This is a genomic window from Sporocytophaga myxococcoides DSM 11118, assembly GCF_000426725.1.
GTDB classification, from domain to species: Bacteria; Bacteroidota; Bacteroidia; order Cytophagales; family Cytophagaceae; genus Sporocytophaga; species Sporocytophaga myxococcoides.
In genome coordinates, this window is sequence record NZ_AUFX01000005.1 from 575,441 (window position 1) to 594,163 (window position 18,723).

The 18,723-nt window shown below is 36.1% G+C and carries 12 protein-coding genes, 1 tRNA gene and 1 other RNA gene; 7 read left to right on the forward strand and 7 right to left on the reverse strand.

All coding sequences use genetic code 11. The features are described 5' to 3' along the window. Positions 1 to 131: 131 nt before the first annotated feature. From K350_RS0108440 to K350_RS0108460, 5 genes are all read right to left on the reverse strand, one after another. Complete coding sequence (locus tag K350_RS0108440; RefSeq protein WP_028979536.1) at positions 132 to 1,289, reverse strand: sigma-54-dependent transcriptional regulator; 1,158 nt, start codon at positions 1,287 to 1,289, stop codon at positions 132 to 134. Positions 1,290 to 1,323: 34 nt separating this feature from the next. Further along, an RNA gene (rnpB, locus tag K350_RS30945) (RNase P RNA component class A) lies at positions 1,324 to 1,695 on the reverse strand. Between the two features lie 48 nt (positions 1,696 to 1,743). Further along, positions 1,744 to 2,670 (reverse strand): Smr/MutS family protein, encoded by a 927-nt coding sequence (locus tag K350_RS0108450; protein ID WP_028979537.1) that lies wholly within the window; start codon positions 2,668 to 2,670, stop codon positions 1,744 to 1,746. Between the two features lie 5 nt (positions 2,671 to 2,675). Further along, positions 2,676 to 3,560, reverse strand: a complete 885-nt coding sequence (locus tag K350_RS0108455) for a DUF2279 domain-containing protein (protein ID WP_028979538.1) — start codon at positions 3,558 to 3,560, stop codon at positions 2,676 to 2,678. After that, positions 3,557 to 8,185 (reverse strand): translocation/assembly module TamB domain-containing protein, encoded by a 4,629-nt coding sequence (locus K350_RS0108460; RefSeq protein WP_028979539.1) that lies wholly within the window; start codon positions 8,183 to 8,185, stop codon positions 3,557 to 3,559. The genes K350_RS0108455 and K350_RS0108460 overlap by 4 nt, the downstream gene beginning before the upstream one ends. A gap of 9 nt (positions 8,186 to 8,194) precedes the next feature. Here K350_RS0108460 and tsaD point away from each other — a divergent pair, with 9 nt between their 5' ends. The 6 genes from tsaD to K350_RS0108490 all read left to right on the forward strand — a co-directional run bounded on the left by tsaD (position 8,195) and on the right by K350_RS0108490 (position 14,894). Continuing rightward, positions 8,195 to 9,199, forward strand: a complete 1,005-nt coding sequence (gene tsaD / locus K350_RS0108465; RefSeq protein ID WP_028979540.1) for a tRNA (adenosine(37)-N6)-threonylcarbamoyltransferase complex transferase subunit TsaD — start codon at positions 8,195 to 8,197, stop codon at positions 9,197 to 9,199. A 3-nt stretch (positions 9,200 to 9,202) separates the two neighbouring features. Continuing rightward, the gene (smpB, locus tag K350_RS0108470) at positions 9,203 to 9,667 is read left to right on the forward strand and encodes an SsrA-binding protein SmpB (RefSeq protein ID WP_028979541.1); all 465 of its coding nucleotides are present in this window, start codon (positions 9,203 to 9,205) and stop codon (positions 9,665 to 9,667) included. A gap of 48 nt (positions 9,668 to 9,715) precedes the next feature. Continuing rightward, entirely contained in the window at positions 9,716 to 10,513 is a 798-nt protein-coding gene (locus K350_RS0108475) for a C40 family peptidase (protein ID WP_245598579.1), read from the forward strand. Between the two features lie 265 nt (positions 10,514 to 10,778). Then, complete coding sequence (gene rpsA / locus K350_RS27990) at positions 10,779 to 12,605, forward strand: 30S ribosomal protein S1 (protein ID WP_051312978.1); 1,827 nt, start codon at positions 10,779 to 10,781, stop codon at positions 12,603 to 12,605. Positions 12,606 to 12,714: 109 nt separating this feature from the next. Next, a tRNA-Cys gene (locus K350_RS0108485) sits at positions 12,715 to 12,785 on the forward strand. Positions 12,786 to 12,962: 177 nt separating this feature from the next. Then, entirely contained in the window at positions 12,963 to 14,894 is a 1,932-nt protein-coding gene (locus tag K350_RS0108490; protein WP_037574580.1) for an OmpA family protein, read from the forward strand. 433 nt (positions 14,895 to 15,327) lie between these two features. Here the strand turns inward: K350_RS0108490 and K350_RS0108495 are convergent, their stop codons facing one another. Both K350_RS0108495 and K350_RS0108500 read right to left on the reverse strand, forming a co-directional pair. Further along, complete coding sequence (locus tag K350_RS0108495; RefSeq protein WP_028979544.1) at positions 15,328 to 16,350, reverse strand: PorP/SprF family type IX secretion system membrane protein; 1,023 nt, start codon at positions 16,348 to 16,350, stop codon at positions 15,328 to 15,330. A 25-nt stretch (positions 16,351 to 16,375) separates the two neighbouring features. Further along, entirely contained in the window at positions 16,376 to 16,687 is a 312-nt protein-coding gene (locus K350_RS0108500; RefSeq protein WP_156026974.1) for a hypothetical protein, read from the reverse strand. 403 nt (positions 16,688 to 17,090) lie between these two features. On the opposite strand from K350_RS0108500, the gene K350_RS0108505 reads away from it, so the two are divergent. Next, the coding region (locus K350_RS0108505) for an immunoglobulin domain-containing protein (protein ID WP_156026975.1) at positions 17,091 to 18,723 on the forward strand (1,633 nt) is incomplete at its 3' end.

Genomic DNA, 18,723 nt, shown 5'->3' on the forward strand with positions numbered 1-18,723 from the left:
ATTTTTTTAAAACGATTCTGACTTTATTTAAAGGGAATCATCGAGTTTAGATTTAGAAATATTCGGTTTTGTTGATAAAAAAGAAAGCTTCCTTAATTTTAAGGAAGCTTTCTTTTTTATCCGAATATTCATTATTTATTAGCGTATTTTTGAGCATCTTCAAGGGAAATCAAGGAATCACTCATTATTATCAATCTTTCCACCACATTTTTCAATTCTCGTATATTTCCTGGCCATTCCAAAGTTTGAAGATAAGCTACAGCCTTTGGGTCGATTTTTTTAGGAGTGGTTTTATATTCGTCAGCCGTTTCCCCTATAAACTTTTCAATTAGAAGTGGGATATCTTCTCTACGCTCATTCAAAGGAGGGACTTGGATAAGAATAACCCCAAGGCGATGGTATAAATCTTCTCTGAATCGGTTTTCTTCTATTTCTTTCAGAATATTCTTGTTTGTTGCTGCAACGATCCGGACATCTACTTTAATTTCCTTTTCTCCACCAACTCTGGTAATCTTATTTTCCTGCAAAGCTCTCAATACTTTAGCTTGAGCAGAAAGACTCATATCTCCTATCTCATCCAGAAAGAGGGTGCCTCCGCTAGCCTGTTCAAATTTTCCGATTCTTTGCTTGATGGCAGAAGTAAAAGATCCTTTTTCGTGTCCGAAAAGCTCACTTTCTATCAACTCTCCAGGTATTGCAGCACAATTGACTTCAACCATTGGTCCCGCAGCTCGGTTGCTTTTGGCATGAAGCCACTTGGCTACCAGCTCTTTTCCCGAACCATTGGGGCCGGTTACAAAAACCCTAGCATCTGTTGGTGCAACTTTTTCTATGGTTTTTCTCACATCTTCAATAGCAGGTGATTTTCCAAGTATGTCAAAGGTTTTATTGATTTTCTTTTTAAGAACTTTTGTTTCAGAAACCAGACTTGATTTGTCAAGAGCATTTCTTACCGATACAAGCAGTCGGTTTAGATCCGGTGGTTTCTGAATAAAATCAAACGCGCCTTTTTTGGTAGCCTCTACAGCTGTTTCAATACTCCCATGTGCAGACACCATAATGAATTGGGTATCTTTTCCAAGTTCAAGAGCTTTTTCAAGCACTTCCATACCATCCATTTTAGGCATTTTGATATCACAAAGTACCAAGTCATAATTGTTTTTCTCAATTAAAGCCATCCCTTCTTCTCCGTCTTTTGCTTCGTCTACTTGGTATTTTTCAAACTCCAGAATTTCTTTGAGAGTGCTTCTGATGCTTCTTTCGTCATCTATAATGAGAATATGAGCCATGTTGGTGCTGTTGTTCGGTTTTTAAGGTTAAATAAAAAAATGCAAGCCGTTAAGCCGGGTTCTGTCGTGTCTTATCATTTATCTGGTCCCGAAGTCGCCTCCGGGAATCAAACGACCTACCCATTCCGCCATTCCGGTATCCGGAATCAGAGCGAGCAACTCTGCTGTAGACGGAACCTATTTGGTCTTTCAACCCATAAGGTTTACCCCAATTTTACATCGCTGCAAAACGAGTGAGCTCTTACCTCACTTTTTCACCCTTACCTTTTATAAGGCGGTAATTTTCTGTGGCACTATCTGTCCCTTCATAAAACTATGAAAAGCCTTCCCGTTAGGAAGTATGGTGCTCTCTGTTGCCCGGACTTTCCTCCCCCCAAAATCGGGAAGCGATAAGATGGCTTGCATTCAATGCAAATGTAAATCTGATTTTGCAATCCCCAAAAGCTTTCTGGTTTTAGTTAATTTTTACCAGAGTTGCTCCGTAACCAAACTTTTCTTTTTTTGCATCTTTGAAATAGGCAATGCCTTTGGTCTTGCTTAAAATTTCCTGAATTTTTAATTTTAGGATACCATTGCCGACACCATGAATAAAAGTGATTTCATCCATGCCTGACGCAATTGCATTATCCAGATTTTTCTGAAAATGCTTGACCTGAATTTCCAGCATTTCGCTGTTGCTTAATTTCAGATGATCTGAAGTTAGCTTTTCAATATGAAGGTCGATTTCAGCCGCAGGTCTGGAAATTTCTTTAACCTCTTGAGGAGCGGAGTACATTTCCTGAACAAGCTTTTCCTTATTTATAGGTGTCTGTTTATCATCTATTTTAAATAGATAGCCTTGTTCATTTACAATGGGGAGAAGCTTTTTGTTTTTATAAAAAGTTGAGGCTTTAATACTCAGTTTTCTGACCAATGGTTCTTTGTAGACGGTTCTTCCAAAACTGAAATACAAGCACTGCGTTATCCATGATGGCCATGAGTCAAAATCTTTTACAGTTGCTTCTCCAACTTTGATATGAGCTTTTGATTTCAGGTTTCCAGTACTGATACCGACATAGTTTTCTTCGGCCAGACTACCGAATGTAAATGAAATATCAAGATCGGTTTCGTTGATAAGCTGAATGGAATAAATTCTGTCATTAAAGGGAACAAATGCGAGATAAATACCATCTGTTTTAAGCCTTTCAGGAGCTATTTCCTGCCCGGGTTCTTCCGTTGCTATAAAGCTTTCTGCTGAAGCAACCACCACAAGCTCTTTAATTAATGCGGGTATAAGAAATCCATCCTGAATCTCTACTTCAACATCTCTGGAACTGATGATTCTTCTGACAATTCCTTCTTCTTTCCCATGTATAAATCTGACCTTATCTCCCGGTTTCATAATTTTTAAAAGTAAATAGGATGAAATTTAAATCCTTTTCTGCTGTATTCCAAAGCCGGCGCAGGAACATGCAATATGTTTAAACCATAATCAAAAATGAAATTCAACACTTTGCTTCTGGTTCTTATTTTGGTAAAATCTATGTCAAGACTTAGATAATACTGCCTGTAAGGGTCATACCCAGCCGATTTGTTCTGAATGTCATGAGCATAAATCATATTTTCTGCACTATAACCTAAAGATACATTCAGCCATTTGGGGAATCGACTTTCTTTATTTGGAAGAAATGAAAGTATGTTAAAAGAAAGCCAGTAAGTTTGACCGTTATAGTCTTTTAGTAATTGTTCGTTAAACGTCTTTCCTAAGACGTTAGGCCTTTCCTTTGCAAATTGGGTTTTGTGAAAAGAAAATTTTGGCTGAATTCTAAGCTCATCCCAAAGGAGATATTGTCCAATTACAAGTGCAGAACCTGAAGCGTTGGCTGCAACATCTGTCCACGAAAAGCCATATTCGGGTGAATAAGCGTCAAGAAATTCTATAGGAGTCTGAAATACAAATCCTGCCAAACCTCCAATGATATAGGCTTTTTTCTTGGGTACACCACTCCATTTCAGTACATCAACAGCAAAACGACTTTCATGAAACGAAGTAGTAGCGTGGCCCAGCTTATCCATCTGTTTCCATTCGTCAGAGTCGTCAAAAAAATGGAAAGAACTTCTGGGATTGTTTTTATACCATACCTCATTAAGGCCGATCATACTTGCCGTATATAATCCTACAACGCCTGAAGCTATAGGAATCAGCCTTTTTTTATTTATTGCAGAGATTGTATCCTGCGCCTTGGATGCAAAAGTTATAAAAGAGATAAAAAATAAGATAATGATTCTCATGGAGCTTCTGCTTCGGCTTCGTCATCTTCCTTATGAGGAGTAACAGTAGTATTAAGTGTGTTATTGTTTTTTTTCTCTTCCTCTTCCTGTTCCCTTTTTTTCTCCTCAGCCAGCTCTTGTTCGAATTTTTTTCTTTCTTCTTCCAGGTCAAAAGTTATGGTATCTCTCTTAGGTTTTTCTTTTTTGCCGAAAAGTTCCTTCAGATTATTAAATCCCTGAGTATGCATGATACTGAAACCAGCAGAAGTATTGTTGATATTGTTTGATGCAACTGAGTTCAGGAGCGCATTATTATTATTTTTATTGTATAGCTTCAATCTCAATCTTCCATCCTGGCTAAGAAGATATTCAATAGTCCATTCACCTGCAATACTGGAGAAATTATTCTGATTGTTGCTTTGAGTGTTTTGATAGCTTCCATCACGGGATATTCTAAGTCGACCTTCCAGCATGGTGTAACTGAATCGTAACATAAAGGTGTTCATTGCATTGAGGTCAATATCTACCTGCAAATTTTTATCGAGCTGAGAAAGCCAACTGCTTAGCTGGTTGGATAGAAGTTCACTCAGGTTGCCACTTGAGCCGCCAATACCATTAAAAGAACCATCCTGAGCAGAGAAGCTTTTTAGAATAAGTAAGCTGAAAACCTGCTTATTTAATTCCTGCTCATTGGTTTTAATTTTGGACTCAAATTCTATGACATCTTCCACCATTTTTGGGTCAGACTTCAGGATGTCAACATCAAGATTGATACGAGGAGACATTAAATCACCTTCAATACCCATTAATACATCTACCGGATACCTTGTTTTAAATTCAGGATTCTTTCTTACCCTTCCTGTATCAATAAGAGGAGCAAGGGAAACATTTTGCCTATAGGCTGCCCTAATATCAAGCAACCCCTTATAAGGATCTCCAGTCCAGGAAATACTGCTATTGGGGAGCAAGTTGAACTCTTTGCTGATAATATTTGCAAGGGAGAAGTTGTAGGTACCCGTTTTGATTCTGTAGTTTCCAAACATGTTAAAATCACCACGGGTATCAATGCTCATTTTTATATTTCCAGATCCATTTCCTTTAAGTTTGTCACCTGCTTTTTTATCAAAAATAATTTCAATATTCGCATCGGTAGTCATATCGAAGTTAAAATCAAGTGTTATCCCTGATAAATCAACAGTTTCTTTGGTAATGGCAGCTTTACTTTTGGAAGTTGTAAAGGTAATATAACTTTGTTCTTCGACGGTGGAGTATTCTGTCATTGGAATATGAATATCAGTACCTTTTTGAGATCTGGCATTAGCTGTTATCTTAAGATCTGAAAAAGCGCCCAGAATTTCCAGATTTCCGCTTACAATTGCCTTGCCATAGAATAATTCATTGTCTTTTTCTGTAGTATTCAATACACATACATTATTCAGGTATCCTTTAAGGTTTACCACGAATTTCCTGAAATTGTCATGAAAAATACCCCCATCTAAAACGGCGTTATTTCCTTCTGAGTCTTTTAATTTTAGTCTTTTGAATCCAATAAGGTTTTCGTCGAAATAGACATTGTCAGAGAAATAATAAGTTGTGCCCAAGTAATCTACTTTGAATTTTCCATTCTGAACATTGCCAGTGCCTTTTAATACAATGTTTTTTAATGATCCTCCAATAGTGAAATCCCCTGTGATTTTACCAGACACTTCAGAAATTACACCTTTGAATATCGGATTAAGAAGATCCAAATCTGCTTTATCTAATTCAGCAAAGAGATTCAGCTTTTCGCTTTCTCCGTTTTTTCCTGGTTGAATATTTCCTTTTACATTAATTATGATGTTGCTCAAACGTTCCACTTCCACATCAAGGTCCAGAACGCTTTTTTCAGTGTTCCATGAAGATGTACCGATGATATTTCCTACAAGGAAATTATTCACATGGAAATTATTTATGAATAAACTGCTGCCAAGGTTAGGGTTGTTGAAAATATCATGAATATTAACTGATCCGGTAAGTACACCTTTTAATGAAACGTCTGTCAGCAATGGGTTTATGGTTTCCAACTGAAAATCTATAACTTTAAGAAAAGCCTCGTCAGAAGGCTCTTGCGATAAAGTCCCATCCAGGCTTACGGTTTGTTTATTGTTGGATACTGTAAAATTTTCAAAAAGGACCTTTTCTGAATTGAATGAAATAGAGTTAGAAGGATCAATTGTCCATTTTTTATTTAGAAGATTCAGGAATGAATTATTATTAAGGTTTACAACTCTGTAATCTTCATTGAAGTCAAGATTTCCTGCCAGTTTAGCAGAATTGTTGCTGCCTTTTTGTGCAATCTGCGATGTGAAGTTTACTCTGGTCCCATTCCAGATACCCTCAACTTGAAGGTTCTTGGTAGGGGTAAAAGATTTAAGAATCTGTTCATCCGATTTTACAAAGAACATCGCCAACACATTACTGCTGTCTGATAGTTTGGAAGCGGAGATTTGTGCTTCTGTTTTTAATAGCTCATATTCATTGTAATACAACGTATCAATTTTAGTATATAAGTTTAGGATACTTGAGTAACCGGAAGTGAAATCCCCTTCAATGTTAACACCAGGAGATAAATAAAGCTTAGGAAGATATATTGCTAAAATAGCATTGATATCTGTGAGATTGATTTTAAAATCAAGATGGTACTTGTCATACGATTTCTTCTTGTTAGCATAATATTTATCAAGCTCACTTTTTTTGTTCCGAGCAGTCATTTCATATTCATGCCACAGAGTTTCAATATTTGAAGCCAATGTAGTGAAGTTAAAATTGCCTTCTGCCTGTATACTTGCCAAGTCGGATTTTACTGAGAAATTCCTTATGCTATCTGTTTTTGAGCTGAGTATTTGCATGGAGTCCAGAAATACTTCTTTGTTTTTATAGACCAGATAGCTATTTCTGAAAATTGCTTTACCAAATATTTCATCCAATGTCATTCCTGTGAAATTAAAATCAGCTTCAGTCTTCACGAAAGTCTCTATTGGAGATAGGTTTAATGCTTTCAGGTTTGCTTTTTCCAGATTCGCCTGAATATTAAAATGATTATTGTTTTTGTTCAGATCAACTTCTCCATTAACGGAGAGTACAATATTACTGTCTTTTATGGCTACTGCTCCACTAAAGAACTGCTTACTAAGAGTGGCAGTTGTAGTGATATTTTTATAATTGTAATTGTTTACACCAATCCTGTGAACTTTTCCATTGATAAAAACTTCTGCATCATCTAGAGTAAAGCCTTTGCCTTCAATAGTCCCTTCCATGTCCAGCAACTGAACTTTATTTTCATATCCTACAAGCTTACCAAGATTGAATGACTTTGTAATCAGGCTTCCCTTGTAATGGGCTTTAGGGTGTGTGTTCTCCTGAATCTTCAAATTGATGTCAGACTCAACCATACCCAGTCCGGTAGTAAAATTACCCTTTGCTACAAAGTCATTTAGGAAACCGGTGAATATTCCATGTCCTTTTATTTTGCCCAGTTTTTTAAGGAAATTAGCGGCTTCATCGCCCACATATTGCTGAATGTCAGCAGCAGTAATGTCTGTTTCCTTAAAATTAAGATCCATAAAAGTTTTATCCAGTTCGGGTAAACCATCAAACTTGGTTTTACCTTTCATTCTGCTCCTGTTACCAAATTGCAGATCAAAATTGCTGACGGAAAAATTAATGACCTTTCCTTTAAATTTCCCGGAAAGTGTATAAATGTCATTAAAGTCTTGCAGGTCTGGGGCGAAATGAGAAAGGTTTCTGCTCGTGATCACTGATTGTTTGATATTACCTGTCATGACAATCTTTTCATTAAAATCTCCCAGATCGTCTATAGTGTTGTAGTCAAATCTGACATAATCTTTTACAATACTTTCCCCAATTTCGGCATAGAGGTCTTTAAACTCCATGTTTCTTTTGGTAAAGGTAAAGAGCGTTATGAGCTGGTGAACATTCAGTTTGGTTTGTCTGTCATTAGTGCTTAAGCGATGTACATTTATCTGAACAGTATCCTTAAAGAATTTAAGTTTAGTAGCATCAGCAGAAATATCAGTGAGTGCAAAATGATAATAATCGTATCCGTATGTAATTTTGTCCTTTCTGAAATCATGGTAAGAAAAAAGCATGTTTTCTACATTGACAGCTTCGATTACAAAAGGAGCAGATTGTGTTGCTGATGTATCAGAGGAAGCTGAAAGGTCCTGGATAGCAGCCACAAAGTCGGAAATATTAATGCCTCCATCTGTATATCTGAATACTTCAACTTTCCCGTTTGCCAGACTTATTTTGTCTATGGCTACTTTACCATAAAGGAGATTTAGGAAATTCAGATCAACTTTTGCATAGCCTACAGAGATCATTTTACCATTATGAGTATCATTTACCTCCAGCCCTTCCAGGATAATCTTGTCAAACCAATTGATGTCGACGTATTTTACCGAAATAGGATAATGCAGTTTTTCTGAAAGATAGGCAGATGCCTTATTGACGGCCCAGGTTTGTACTTTTGGGGAGCGAATGGCAAAAAGCAATCCCACCAGCAAAAGGATAATACCTAATGCAGTAAATGAGATGGTTTTTGTTAACCTTTTAAAAAAAATCAGGTATTTTCGCCTTTTATTCAAAATTTACAAATGGGTCCTTATATTTTAGCAATAGAATCATCCTGTGACGAAACCGCCGCTTCGGTAATTGGCAACGGTAAAATTCTTTCAAATATTGTTGCAACGCAAGATGTTCATATTAAATATGGCGGTATTGTTCCTGAGCTTGCCTCAAGAGCTCACCAACAAAATATAATTCCAGTTGTCGATCAGGCATTGCTAAAAGCAAATATAACAAAATCCATGCTAAATGCAGTTGCTGTAACAAAAGGCCCAGGTCTTTTAGGATCTTTACTGGTTGGAATTTCTTTTGCAAAGTCATTTGCTTTGGGCTTAGGAATACCCCTTATTGAAGTGAACCATATGCAAGCTCATATATTGTCACATTTTATAGATGAACCAAAACCTGAATTTCCATTTATTTGTCTGACAGTCAGTGGAGGACATACTCAAATAGTTTTGGTTAAAGATTATCTTGAAATGGAGATTCTGGGAGAAACACAGGATGATGCGGTAGGAGAGGCATTCGATAAATCAGCTAAGTTGCTGGGACTTCCATATCCTGGAGGGCCTTTGATTGATAAATATGCTCAGGAAGGAAACCCCCAGGCTTACTCTTTTCCGAAAGTAGATACTCCAGGCTTGAATTTTTCTTTTAGTGGGATAAAAACTGCAATTCTTTATTTTCTTCAAAATAATACAATGAAGGATGAACAGTTTATTGCTAAAAATCTTAATGATATCTGTGCAAGTATTCAATATACTCTAATTGATATACTTATGAGAAAACTCAGGAAAGCAGTGCAGGAAACAGGAATCAAAGAAGTGGCAATTGCCGGTGGCGTATCGGCAAATAAAGGATTGAGAAAAGAGCTTGAAACAGAGGCTCAGACAAAAGGTTGGAAAGTGTACGTTCCTGATTTTCAGTATTGCACAGATAATGCCGCAATGATTGCAATGGCAGCACACTTCAAATATGTAAAAGGAGATTTTAGTAATCAGGCATTAGTACCTGATCCAAGAATGAATTTTTAAAAGATGGCAGCAAAGGAAAAAATATCGTCAGATATCAATATCAGAAATAAAAAGGCAGGTTTCGAATTTCAGTTTCTTGAAAATTTTACTGCTGGAATGGTTCTAAGAGGAACTGAAATTAAAGCTATCCGGCAGGGGAAAGTTAATTTTCAGGATGCCTTCTGTTTTTTTAGGGGAAATGAATTGTATGTCAAGAATATGCATATCTCAATTTATACAGAAGGAAGTTACTACAATCATGAACCATTAAGGGACAGAAAGCTGTTGCTCAACAAAAAAGAATTGAGGAAATTACTTATCAAAGGTGATGAAAAAGGGCTCACAATTATACCCGTCCGGTTGTTTGTGAATGACAGAGGATTTGCCAAATTGGAAATAGCTTTAGGTAAAGGGAAAAAACTCTACGACAAGCGAGAAGATATTAAGGCAAAAGATGTTAGGAGAGAACTTGAAAGAGATCGTTATTAATGATAAGTTTATTTTTTTATATTTAAGCTGAAAAAAATTATATAAATAATGCATCAAGAGCCTTTATTGGAAATTTACGGAGTCTGTAATCTAAGTGTAGTGCCTGTTAAAATAGAACCATCCGACAAAAGTGAAATCGGAACGCAACTTCTGTTTGGAGAACTTTTTACGATATTGAATAAGTCACAAGATGGAAAATGGGTCTACATAGAAATCGTTCAGGATCAGTATAAAGGCTGGATTGATTCAAAGCAGTATGAACCTGTAAGCAAGGAGTATTTCACTGAATTTCAAAAATTACAGTGGCCAGTTTGTAAGGATGTAATGGGTGTGATTCAGGGAAATGGGAAGTATTTTCCTATCTTGATGGGAAGCACTTTGCCTTTTTATAATAATGGAACAGTAATAATCGGAAAAAATATTCTCCGGTTCGACGGTGAAGCTCAGTTTATTAACCATACTCCAGATCTGAAATTTCTTGAGCGCACGGCCAAATTTTATTTGTCAGCGCCTTATTTATGGGGAGGTAAGTCTCATTTTGGAATAGACTGTTCTGGTTTTACCCAACAGGTAATGAGGTTCTGTGGAAAGCAACTGCCAAGAGATGCATATCAGCAAGCTGAATGTGGTTTTAAAAAGCCTTATTCTGAGCGTCTTCCAGGAGACCTGGCATTTTTTCATAATGCACATGGAACAGTTGTTCACGTAGGTATTTTACTTGATCAGAATTTGATCATCCATGCTTCGGGTGAAGTAAGGATAGACGCGCTGGACGAAAATGGAATTTTCAATAAGGAGAAAAATACCTATACTCATAAGCTTTCCTCCATCAATCAAATCTTTTAACTAAATAAGCATTAGCCATTGAAAAATCCGGAAATCAATAAAATCAGTCACTCAGTTGTAATTTCTCATGATTATACGGACTTTTTTTAATGCTTAATCCCGTTAAAAATCAGAGAATTTAGAATTTTAAGAAATTTTCTTACCTTTGCACTCCGTTTTTAGAGAAAAATATTCTGTTGAAAGGCGGATAAATATTTTATGTTAAACCAAAATTTCAGTCGGACTGCCCGACGGCTGATGTAAATAGGGCAGACTATTAATTATTATGGCAAAACCAAAAGAAGATTTTAACTGGGAAAGCTTTGATACCAAAGGTTTCGGTTCAGGTTATGATGCTAAGAAAAGAGCAGAATTAGAAGCTCTTTACGAAGGTACTATTACCCAGGTAAATGAGAAAGAAGTTGTTAAAGGTACTGTTGTAGGTATCACAGACAGAGATGTGATCCTTAATATTGGCTTTAAATCAGACGGATTAGTTCCATTATCAGAGTTTCGTGATCTTGAAGATCTGAAAGTAGGACAAGAAGTAGAAGTGTTCGTTGAAGATCAGGAAGATGCTCAAGGACAGCTTATCTTATCAAGAAGAAAAGCTAAAATCGTTCAGGCTTGGAGCAATATTCAAAAAGCACTTGATAACGATATCGTTATCGAAGGAATTGTTAAAAGAAGAACTAAAGGTGGTCTTATCCTTGATATCTTCGGTGTTGAAGCTTTCCTTCCAGGTTCTCAGATTGACGTGAAGCCAATCAGAGATTTTGATGTGTTTGTTGGTAAGAAAATGGAGGTAAAAGTTGTAAAAATCAACTATACCAACGATAACGTAGTTGTTTCTCACAAAGTACTTATCGAGAAAGATATTGAGAAGCAAAAAGCTGAGATCCTTAACAACCTAGAAAAAGGTCAAGTACTTGAAGGTGTTATCAAGAATATGACAAACTTCGGTGTGTTCATTGATCTTGGAGGCGTTGACGGATTATTGCACATCACAGATATTTCATGGGGTAGAATCAATCATCCTGAAGAAGTTCTTAAACTTGATCAGAAAGTTAATGTTGTTGTACTTGACTTTGATGATGAGAAGAAGAGAATTTCTCTTGGTATGAAACAACTTACATCTCATCCTTGGGATTCACTTCCTGAAACTATTCAGGTTGGTTCTAAAGTTAAAGGTAAAATTGTGAACGTTGCAGATTATGGTGCATTCCTTGAAATCCTTGCAGGAGTTGAAGGTCTGATCCACGTTTCTGAAATGTCATGGTCTCAGCATTTGAGAAATCCACAAGATTTCATCAAAGTTGGTGATGAGCTAGAGGCTGTTGTTCTTACTCTTGATAGAGAAGAAAGAAAAATGTCTCTTGGTATCAAACAATTAACTGAAGATCCTTGGACTAAACAAGATGTACTTACTAAGTATGCTGTTGGTTCTAAGCATTCAGGAGTTGTAAGAAACCTTACAAACTTCGGTCTGTTTATTGAGCTTGAAGAAGGCATCGATGGACTGGTGCACGTAAGTGACCTAAGCTGGACTAAGAAAATCAAACATCCTTCCGAATTTGTTAAAGTAGGAGATAAACTTGATGTTGTAGTTCTTGAGCTAGATGCTGAAAACAGAAGACTTGCTTTAGGACACAAACAACTTGAAGAAAATCCTTGGAATACATTCGAAACAATCTTCACTGTAGGTTCTTCTCACAAAGCAACTATCATTCAGAAAAATGATAAAGGAGCTGTTCTTGAGTTACCTTACGGAATCGAAGGATTCTCAAGTGCAAAAAATCTTGTAAAACAAGATGGTAAAACAGCAGAAGTTGGAGAAAGCTTAGATTTCAAAGTTCTTGAGTTCTCTAAAGATGAGAAGAGAATCGTTTTATCTCATACAAGAGTTCATTCTGCAGCAGAACAAGCTGAAGAAGCTAAAGAAGTTAAGAAAACTGCAAAAGCAAAAGCTCCTGCAAAAGCATCTTTACCTGAAGTTGAGAAATCAACACTTGGAGATTTAGAAGCACTTTCTGATCTTAAGAAGCAAATGAATAAAGACGAAGCTACTGCAGAGAAAAAAGCTAAAGCTAAGAAAAAAGAAGACGGAGAATAATTCTCTTTCATAAATAGAAATGCTCGTGAGAGCATTTCTATTTTATAATAAAATGTTATTTTTTTTTGAAGTTATAAGTATTTATTATAAGTTTACATCACCAAGATATGGTTCTGTGGCCGAGTGGCTAGGCAGAGGTCTGCAAAACCTTTTACAGCGGTTCGAATCCGCTCGGAACCTCAAAAAAGCCCTTAGTTTACTAGGGGCTTTTTAATTTTTATCTGATAATATTTTTTATAGACCAATTGTCAGTAAAATCATATAAACAATACTAATGTCTCTTTTAAAATTTCTGAAAATATTTATCATATTAATTAAATTGTTACGTATTAAACAGATACTAAAAAAATCTTTTCAATGTTTACTCAATATAGACTGAAGGTTATCCTAGTCCTTCTTCTGTTGTTTTTTCATTTTAATATAAATGCTCAGAACAATAAGAAGGAAGTAAGGAGATTATCTGACGAGGCCGCTAATTTTTTCAGAATTGGTAAGTCTGGCGATCAGGAAGCATTTATAAAAGCTTTGAATTTATTTTTAATAGCAGATAGTTTACAGCCTGATGATCCCGAAATTTCATATTCAGTGGGACTATGCTATAATCACACAGATCAGAAGCTAAAAGCTTTGCCATATCTGGAAAAAGCTAAAACTGGAGGAGTAAAATATCCTGACCTTGATTATTATCTTGCTGTTTCTTATCACCTTGCTCATAGATTTCAAGAGGCCATAGTATTATTGAACACTTACAAAAAAAATGTTCCTTCTGATAAGCAAATTGCTGATAGACTCATATCTAATTGTGAGAATGGAATTGAATTGGTGAAAACTCCCAAAGAAGTAAAAATTACGAATCTTGGTCCGAATGTCAATTCGAAATTTCCGGATTATCATCCTTCTATTTCTGCAGACGAAAGTACAATCATCTACATATCCCGCAGAGACAGCACTACAGGAGGTCAGATAGATATTCAGGACAATAAATTTTTTGAGGATATATACATCTCTAATAAAGTAAACGGAGAATGGACTAAACCACAGGATTTGGGAAATGGCATCAATACTGCGTCTCATGATGGTTCTGTAGGTCTTTCTGCAGATGGTCAGGAATTATTTATCTACAGATGGTCTAAAGAAAATCACGGTGATTTGTTTGTCAGTGATCTAATGGGAACAGAATGGTCTGCACCACGCAATATTGGCAGTAATATCAATACCAAAGCCTGGGAGTCAGATATGAGTATTACTCCGGATAAGAAAATAATATTCTTTACCAGTGATAGAGCAGGAGAGGGGGGGCGTGATATTTACATGGCGAGAAAATTACCTAATGGCGAGTATGCCAAACCAATTAATCTAGGACCTAAGATAAATACAAAGTTTGATGAAGATGCTCCTTTCATTCACCCGGATGGAAAAACACTGTATTTCAGTTCTAAGGGACATAAATCAATGGGGGGATATGATATTTTTTCTTGTACTATAAATCTAGAAACAGCTACTATTCTTACTGAGCCAGTGAATGTAGGGTATCCTATTAATACTGCTGATGATGATGTTTTCTTCGTATGGTCTGCTGATAATAAGAGAGCTTATTTTGCATCTGAAAGAGAGGGAGGGTACGGAGAAAAAGATATTTATATGCTGGAGAGAGCAGATGTTGAAGCTGCACTGGTTGTGTTAAAAGGTAAGATACTGAACTGTAATTTGAATAATCCGGTTACAGGAAAGATTACCGTTACAGACAATACAACACAACAAGTTATAGGTATCTATACACCTAACTCAAGTACAGGTAATTATATAGTTATTCTTCCTGCAGGAAAAAACTATGGGGTAAGCGTTGAAGCACCTGGTTATGTCTTTTATTCAAAGAATATTGATATACCATTTCTCGAGCATTATCAGGAAATCGATGATCAGATTTGTATGGAACAACTGAAGAAAGGAACCAAAATTGTCTTAAGAAACGTCTTCTTCGATGTTGATAAAGCAACGCTTCGGAAGGAGTCTGAAGCTGAATTGGAGAGGCTGGTAGAGCTATTGAATAATAATAAGAGTATTAAAATATTAATTTCCGGTCACACTGATAGTGATGGAAATGATGACCATAATTTAAGATTGTCTGATGCACGTGCCAAAGCTGTTGTAGATTATCTTATAAGTAAAAGTATTGCAGGTTCAAGACTAACATCTAAAGGATTCGGAGAAACCAAGCCTATTATGGCTAATGATACTCCTGAGAATAAACAAATGAACCGCAGAACTGAAATAGAAATTATAGAATAATATAGTTATTCAGATTATCAGATCCTTCAAAGAGGTTGCTTCAGCAACCTCTTTTTTTTATAACCAGTTAAGATGTTTCCAGATGCAAAATAAAGCCATATTTATCTGGCGAATTTCTTTCAATCAATTGAAAGCATATTGGAAGTGATTTAACATTTAAGATTTCTAAAGCATAGATTCCGATGACTAAAAGATGAATGAATTGCAGGAAAGAAAACATTTAAAGAAATATGCAAGAATTATTTAAGGTTGAATTATTGAGTTATTCTTAATTGAAAAAAAGTATTAGAGCGGAACAAGTGAGTGGCTGTGCCTTGAAGGTAATTGATGTGGATCTTAACAATAGATGGGATAGGTTGTTAATTTATTTAGTGTGAATAAAATAGACCTTAAGGAATTTTCCTTAAGGTCTATTTTATTTTATTGAAATTGACTAGAATGATGGACAAGGCAACCTCTTCATAATTTTTTTCTTGTGCTTCTTGGGGAAAACATAAGTTAGATTAAATTCATGAGAACCGCCAGTACCCGCTCTTGCCAGCCTTGATACTGTAAGGTCATAGCTATATCCGATTCTGATCGTTTCACCTTTCCATCCGACAAAACCAATAATAGATTCATTATTTTGGATTCTATGTTCATATCTTTTAACTGGAATGCCCCTATACCAGAAACCTACCAAGAATTCATTTACAGCTCCATACAATCCAAGATCCAATTGGTCAGATTTTCCTTGCCATTTGTATTGAAAAGTGGGGGTTACACTGACTTCTTCTTTGTCGTGTTGCATAGATACCCTTTGAAACAAAACGTATTTGTAACCACTGACTATAGAATATTGGGTAGGAAGAGTACTTACATTAGCACCTCCATCAAATGATTGGTTCGGAGTGTTAACGTGATGCCCTGCAAATCCTAACCAGAATTCCTTGGTGTATAAAACACCACCTGCAGAAAGGTCCGCATAGGCTTTTGCTCTATTTAATAAATCCTGAGGATCTGTTCCACTGACAAGACCTTGGGTATTATTGAATTGATGAGGAAATCTAAGTTCTGCATAATTAAGAAATCTTGAAACATAAGCTGCTTCAAGTCCTGGCTTAAAGGTCCAGGTTCGGTTTATATTGACCTCATAAGAATACATTATATGTACTTCTGTACTGCTTATCTGTCCGCCGCCCTGGTTGTCCTGCAAAAACATAAGTCCTAAACCGCTTTTGTATTTGGAGAAGTATGTGTCACCGGTTAAAACGGAAGTAGTGTATTTTGCATCAAGTTTTGGCCATTGTAATCTCTGATGAAAACTGACCCTTGTTCTATGTAATGATCCTGCAAAGCCTGGATTCATGTACAATGGTACATTATAGAATTGAGAAAATTGGATATCCTGAGATTTTAACTGAAATGTATTCAAGATCAGTGTAATCAGTATAATGCTCTTTATGTAAACCTTCATATTCTAAAGTTTAAAAAAAGTGTGATTAGTACAGTTCAAAAGAAGTGTCAGGTTTATTTACATTATTGTATTTTTTGTTTCTGTTGAGGTTCTTCAAATTGGAAGCCTGTTGTTTCTTATACTGAGCAGAAGATGAATTTTTCTTTCCTTTATTGTTAGTATATACATCATCTACTTTATGATAAAACTTTTTGCTCTTATGATATTTATTGGAACGGTATGAAGCCCTGACCTTTTTCGTTTTAGGTTCTTTTTTAGTCTCTTCACCGACATTAATATTTATGCATGAATAAAGAAGCATACAAGAGGTTATCAGCAATAATGTGCGAGCTATCATAAGCATAAAAAACTGAATACTAGTTAGGATACGGGTATTAGATGCCTATGGTTGTTTAAATTTTAGGAAGCATAAGGAATGAAAATATTTTTATTAGACAAAAAAGCAAATGATTTCGATAAACGGTTTTAAAGCTTTGTTAAAGTTTATTTGTTTATAACTTTTTCATCTTCTTTTGTCTAATTCTCAAATATTTATTAACCCCAGAATCCAATTTTCGTACAAGTCTTTTAATATAAATGAATATATAAGGAGGATAAACAGGGAACTGTTCAAGTATTTTAGTCTCTTAATGCTCATGGATTTAATCAGTAAATATACAGGGAGGCTAAAAGCGACTATCTCTAATGACTTTAAAAATAAGATTTATTTCTTTTTGATTGAATTAGAAAAATTTAATAAAATGGATCACAGGAAACATTTTTTATGGTTAGCTTTTTTTATTTCTTTTCTATTGGCAGAAATAAATGCTTATGGCCAATGCACCGGATGTACTTTTAATTCTTCATCAACTACAATAAGCTCAACTGCGGCTGGCCAAACCATCTGTATAACTGCGGTCCCTGCCGGGAATGTTACATTTAATCTATCACATATTAATGTGACTCTTAAAGTCTGTGTTGATGGTGTTACAATTAATAGCTTTAATGTAAATACCGCAGGTTTTAGATTGGAGTCCTATGGAAATAATAATATCTCTGTAGGAAGCTGGAATGCGAAGGCTTATTTCTATACGACCAAAAATAAAACATTGAATCTTACAACAAATGCAATTAACGGTTCACTGGATTTAGATGTCGATACCAATGGAACGATGAATGTAATAACTTCGGGAGGACAAGGTACGCGTATTAGTAATAGCATAGTTAATATCAGGTATGGGGCTACTCTTAATACGAATGGATATATAAATATTGATGGAGGTAATACCTTTACGAATGGAGGTACAGTTAATACACAAGGTGATTTTAGAGTCCAGGGTAATAGTAACTTTTTTACTAATTCATGTGGGGAATCGAAGATATTATCAGGCGGAGAATTTGAATTGGCAGGAAATTCAATTGCTTATAATGGAGGATCTATTGAAGCTAAGTCAGCTAATTTGCACACCAACGGCTCAAATCAATTACGCCTCAATAATGGAGCAGAATTTAAAATTACAGGAACCGGAGCAAGTGAAGGCTTAAAAAATGATCAGACGAATGTTGTAACTTTTGTTGGAGATGCAGGCAAGTGTGCGAACGTTAATATAAGTAAAATACTGACCTTTAATTTTAATTTTACCTCCTCAAATCAAATTAATTATTGTGGAGCTCTTCCTGCTCCGGGGAGATTAGGTAGTGCGGTTAATAATTGTGTCACCAATTGTAGCAGTCAGAAAAAGCTTTGTATTTGCGATGTGCCACCAATAGTAGTTACAACAAATCAAACAGTTTGCTCTCCGAATACTGTAGACCTTTCTGCTGCTGCAGTAACAGCTGGGTCTACCTCTGGATTTGCCCCAGGGCTTACATTTACATATTGGGAAGATGCTGCTGGTACTGTTCCTTTAGTGAATTATACTGCAATATCAACTTCAGGTACTTATTATATAAAAGGTACAAATTCAGGAACTTGTACTGATATTAAACCTGTAGTAGTCACCATTAATCCAAAACCAACAGTAGTAGTTACTAATCCTTCAGCAGTATGTTCACCAAATACAGTGAGCATAACAGGAGCAGGAGTAACAGCTGGTTCCACAGCAGGTCTGACCTATACATATTTTACAGATGCAGCTGGGACCACAAGCTTGGGAACTCCGGCAGCAGTTGCGACATCAGGTACCTACTATATTAAAGGTACTGTTGCAGCAACAGGCTGTTTTGATATCAAGCCGGTGACAGTGACAGTAAATCCAAAACCAACAGTAGTGGTTACCAATCCTTCAGCAGTATGTTCACCAAATACAGTGAGCATAACCGGAGCAGGAGTAACAGCTGGTTCAACAGCGGGTCTGACCTATACATATTTTACAGATGCAGCTGGGACCACAA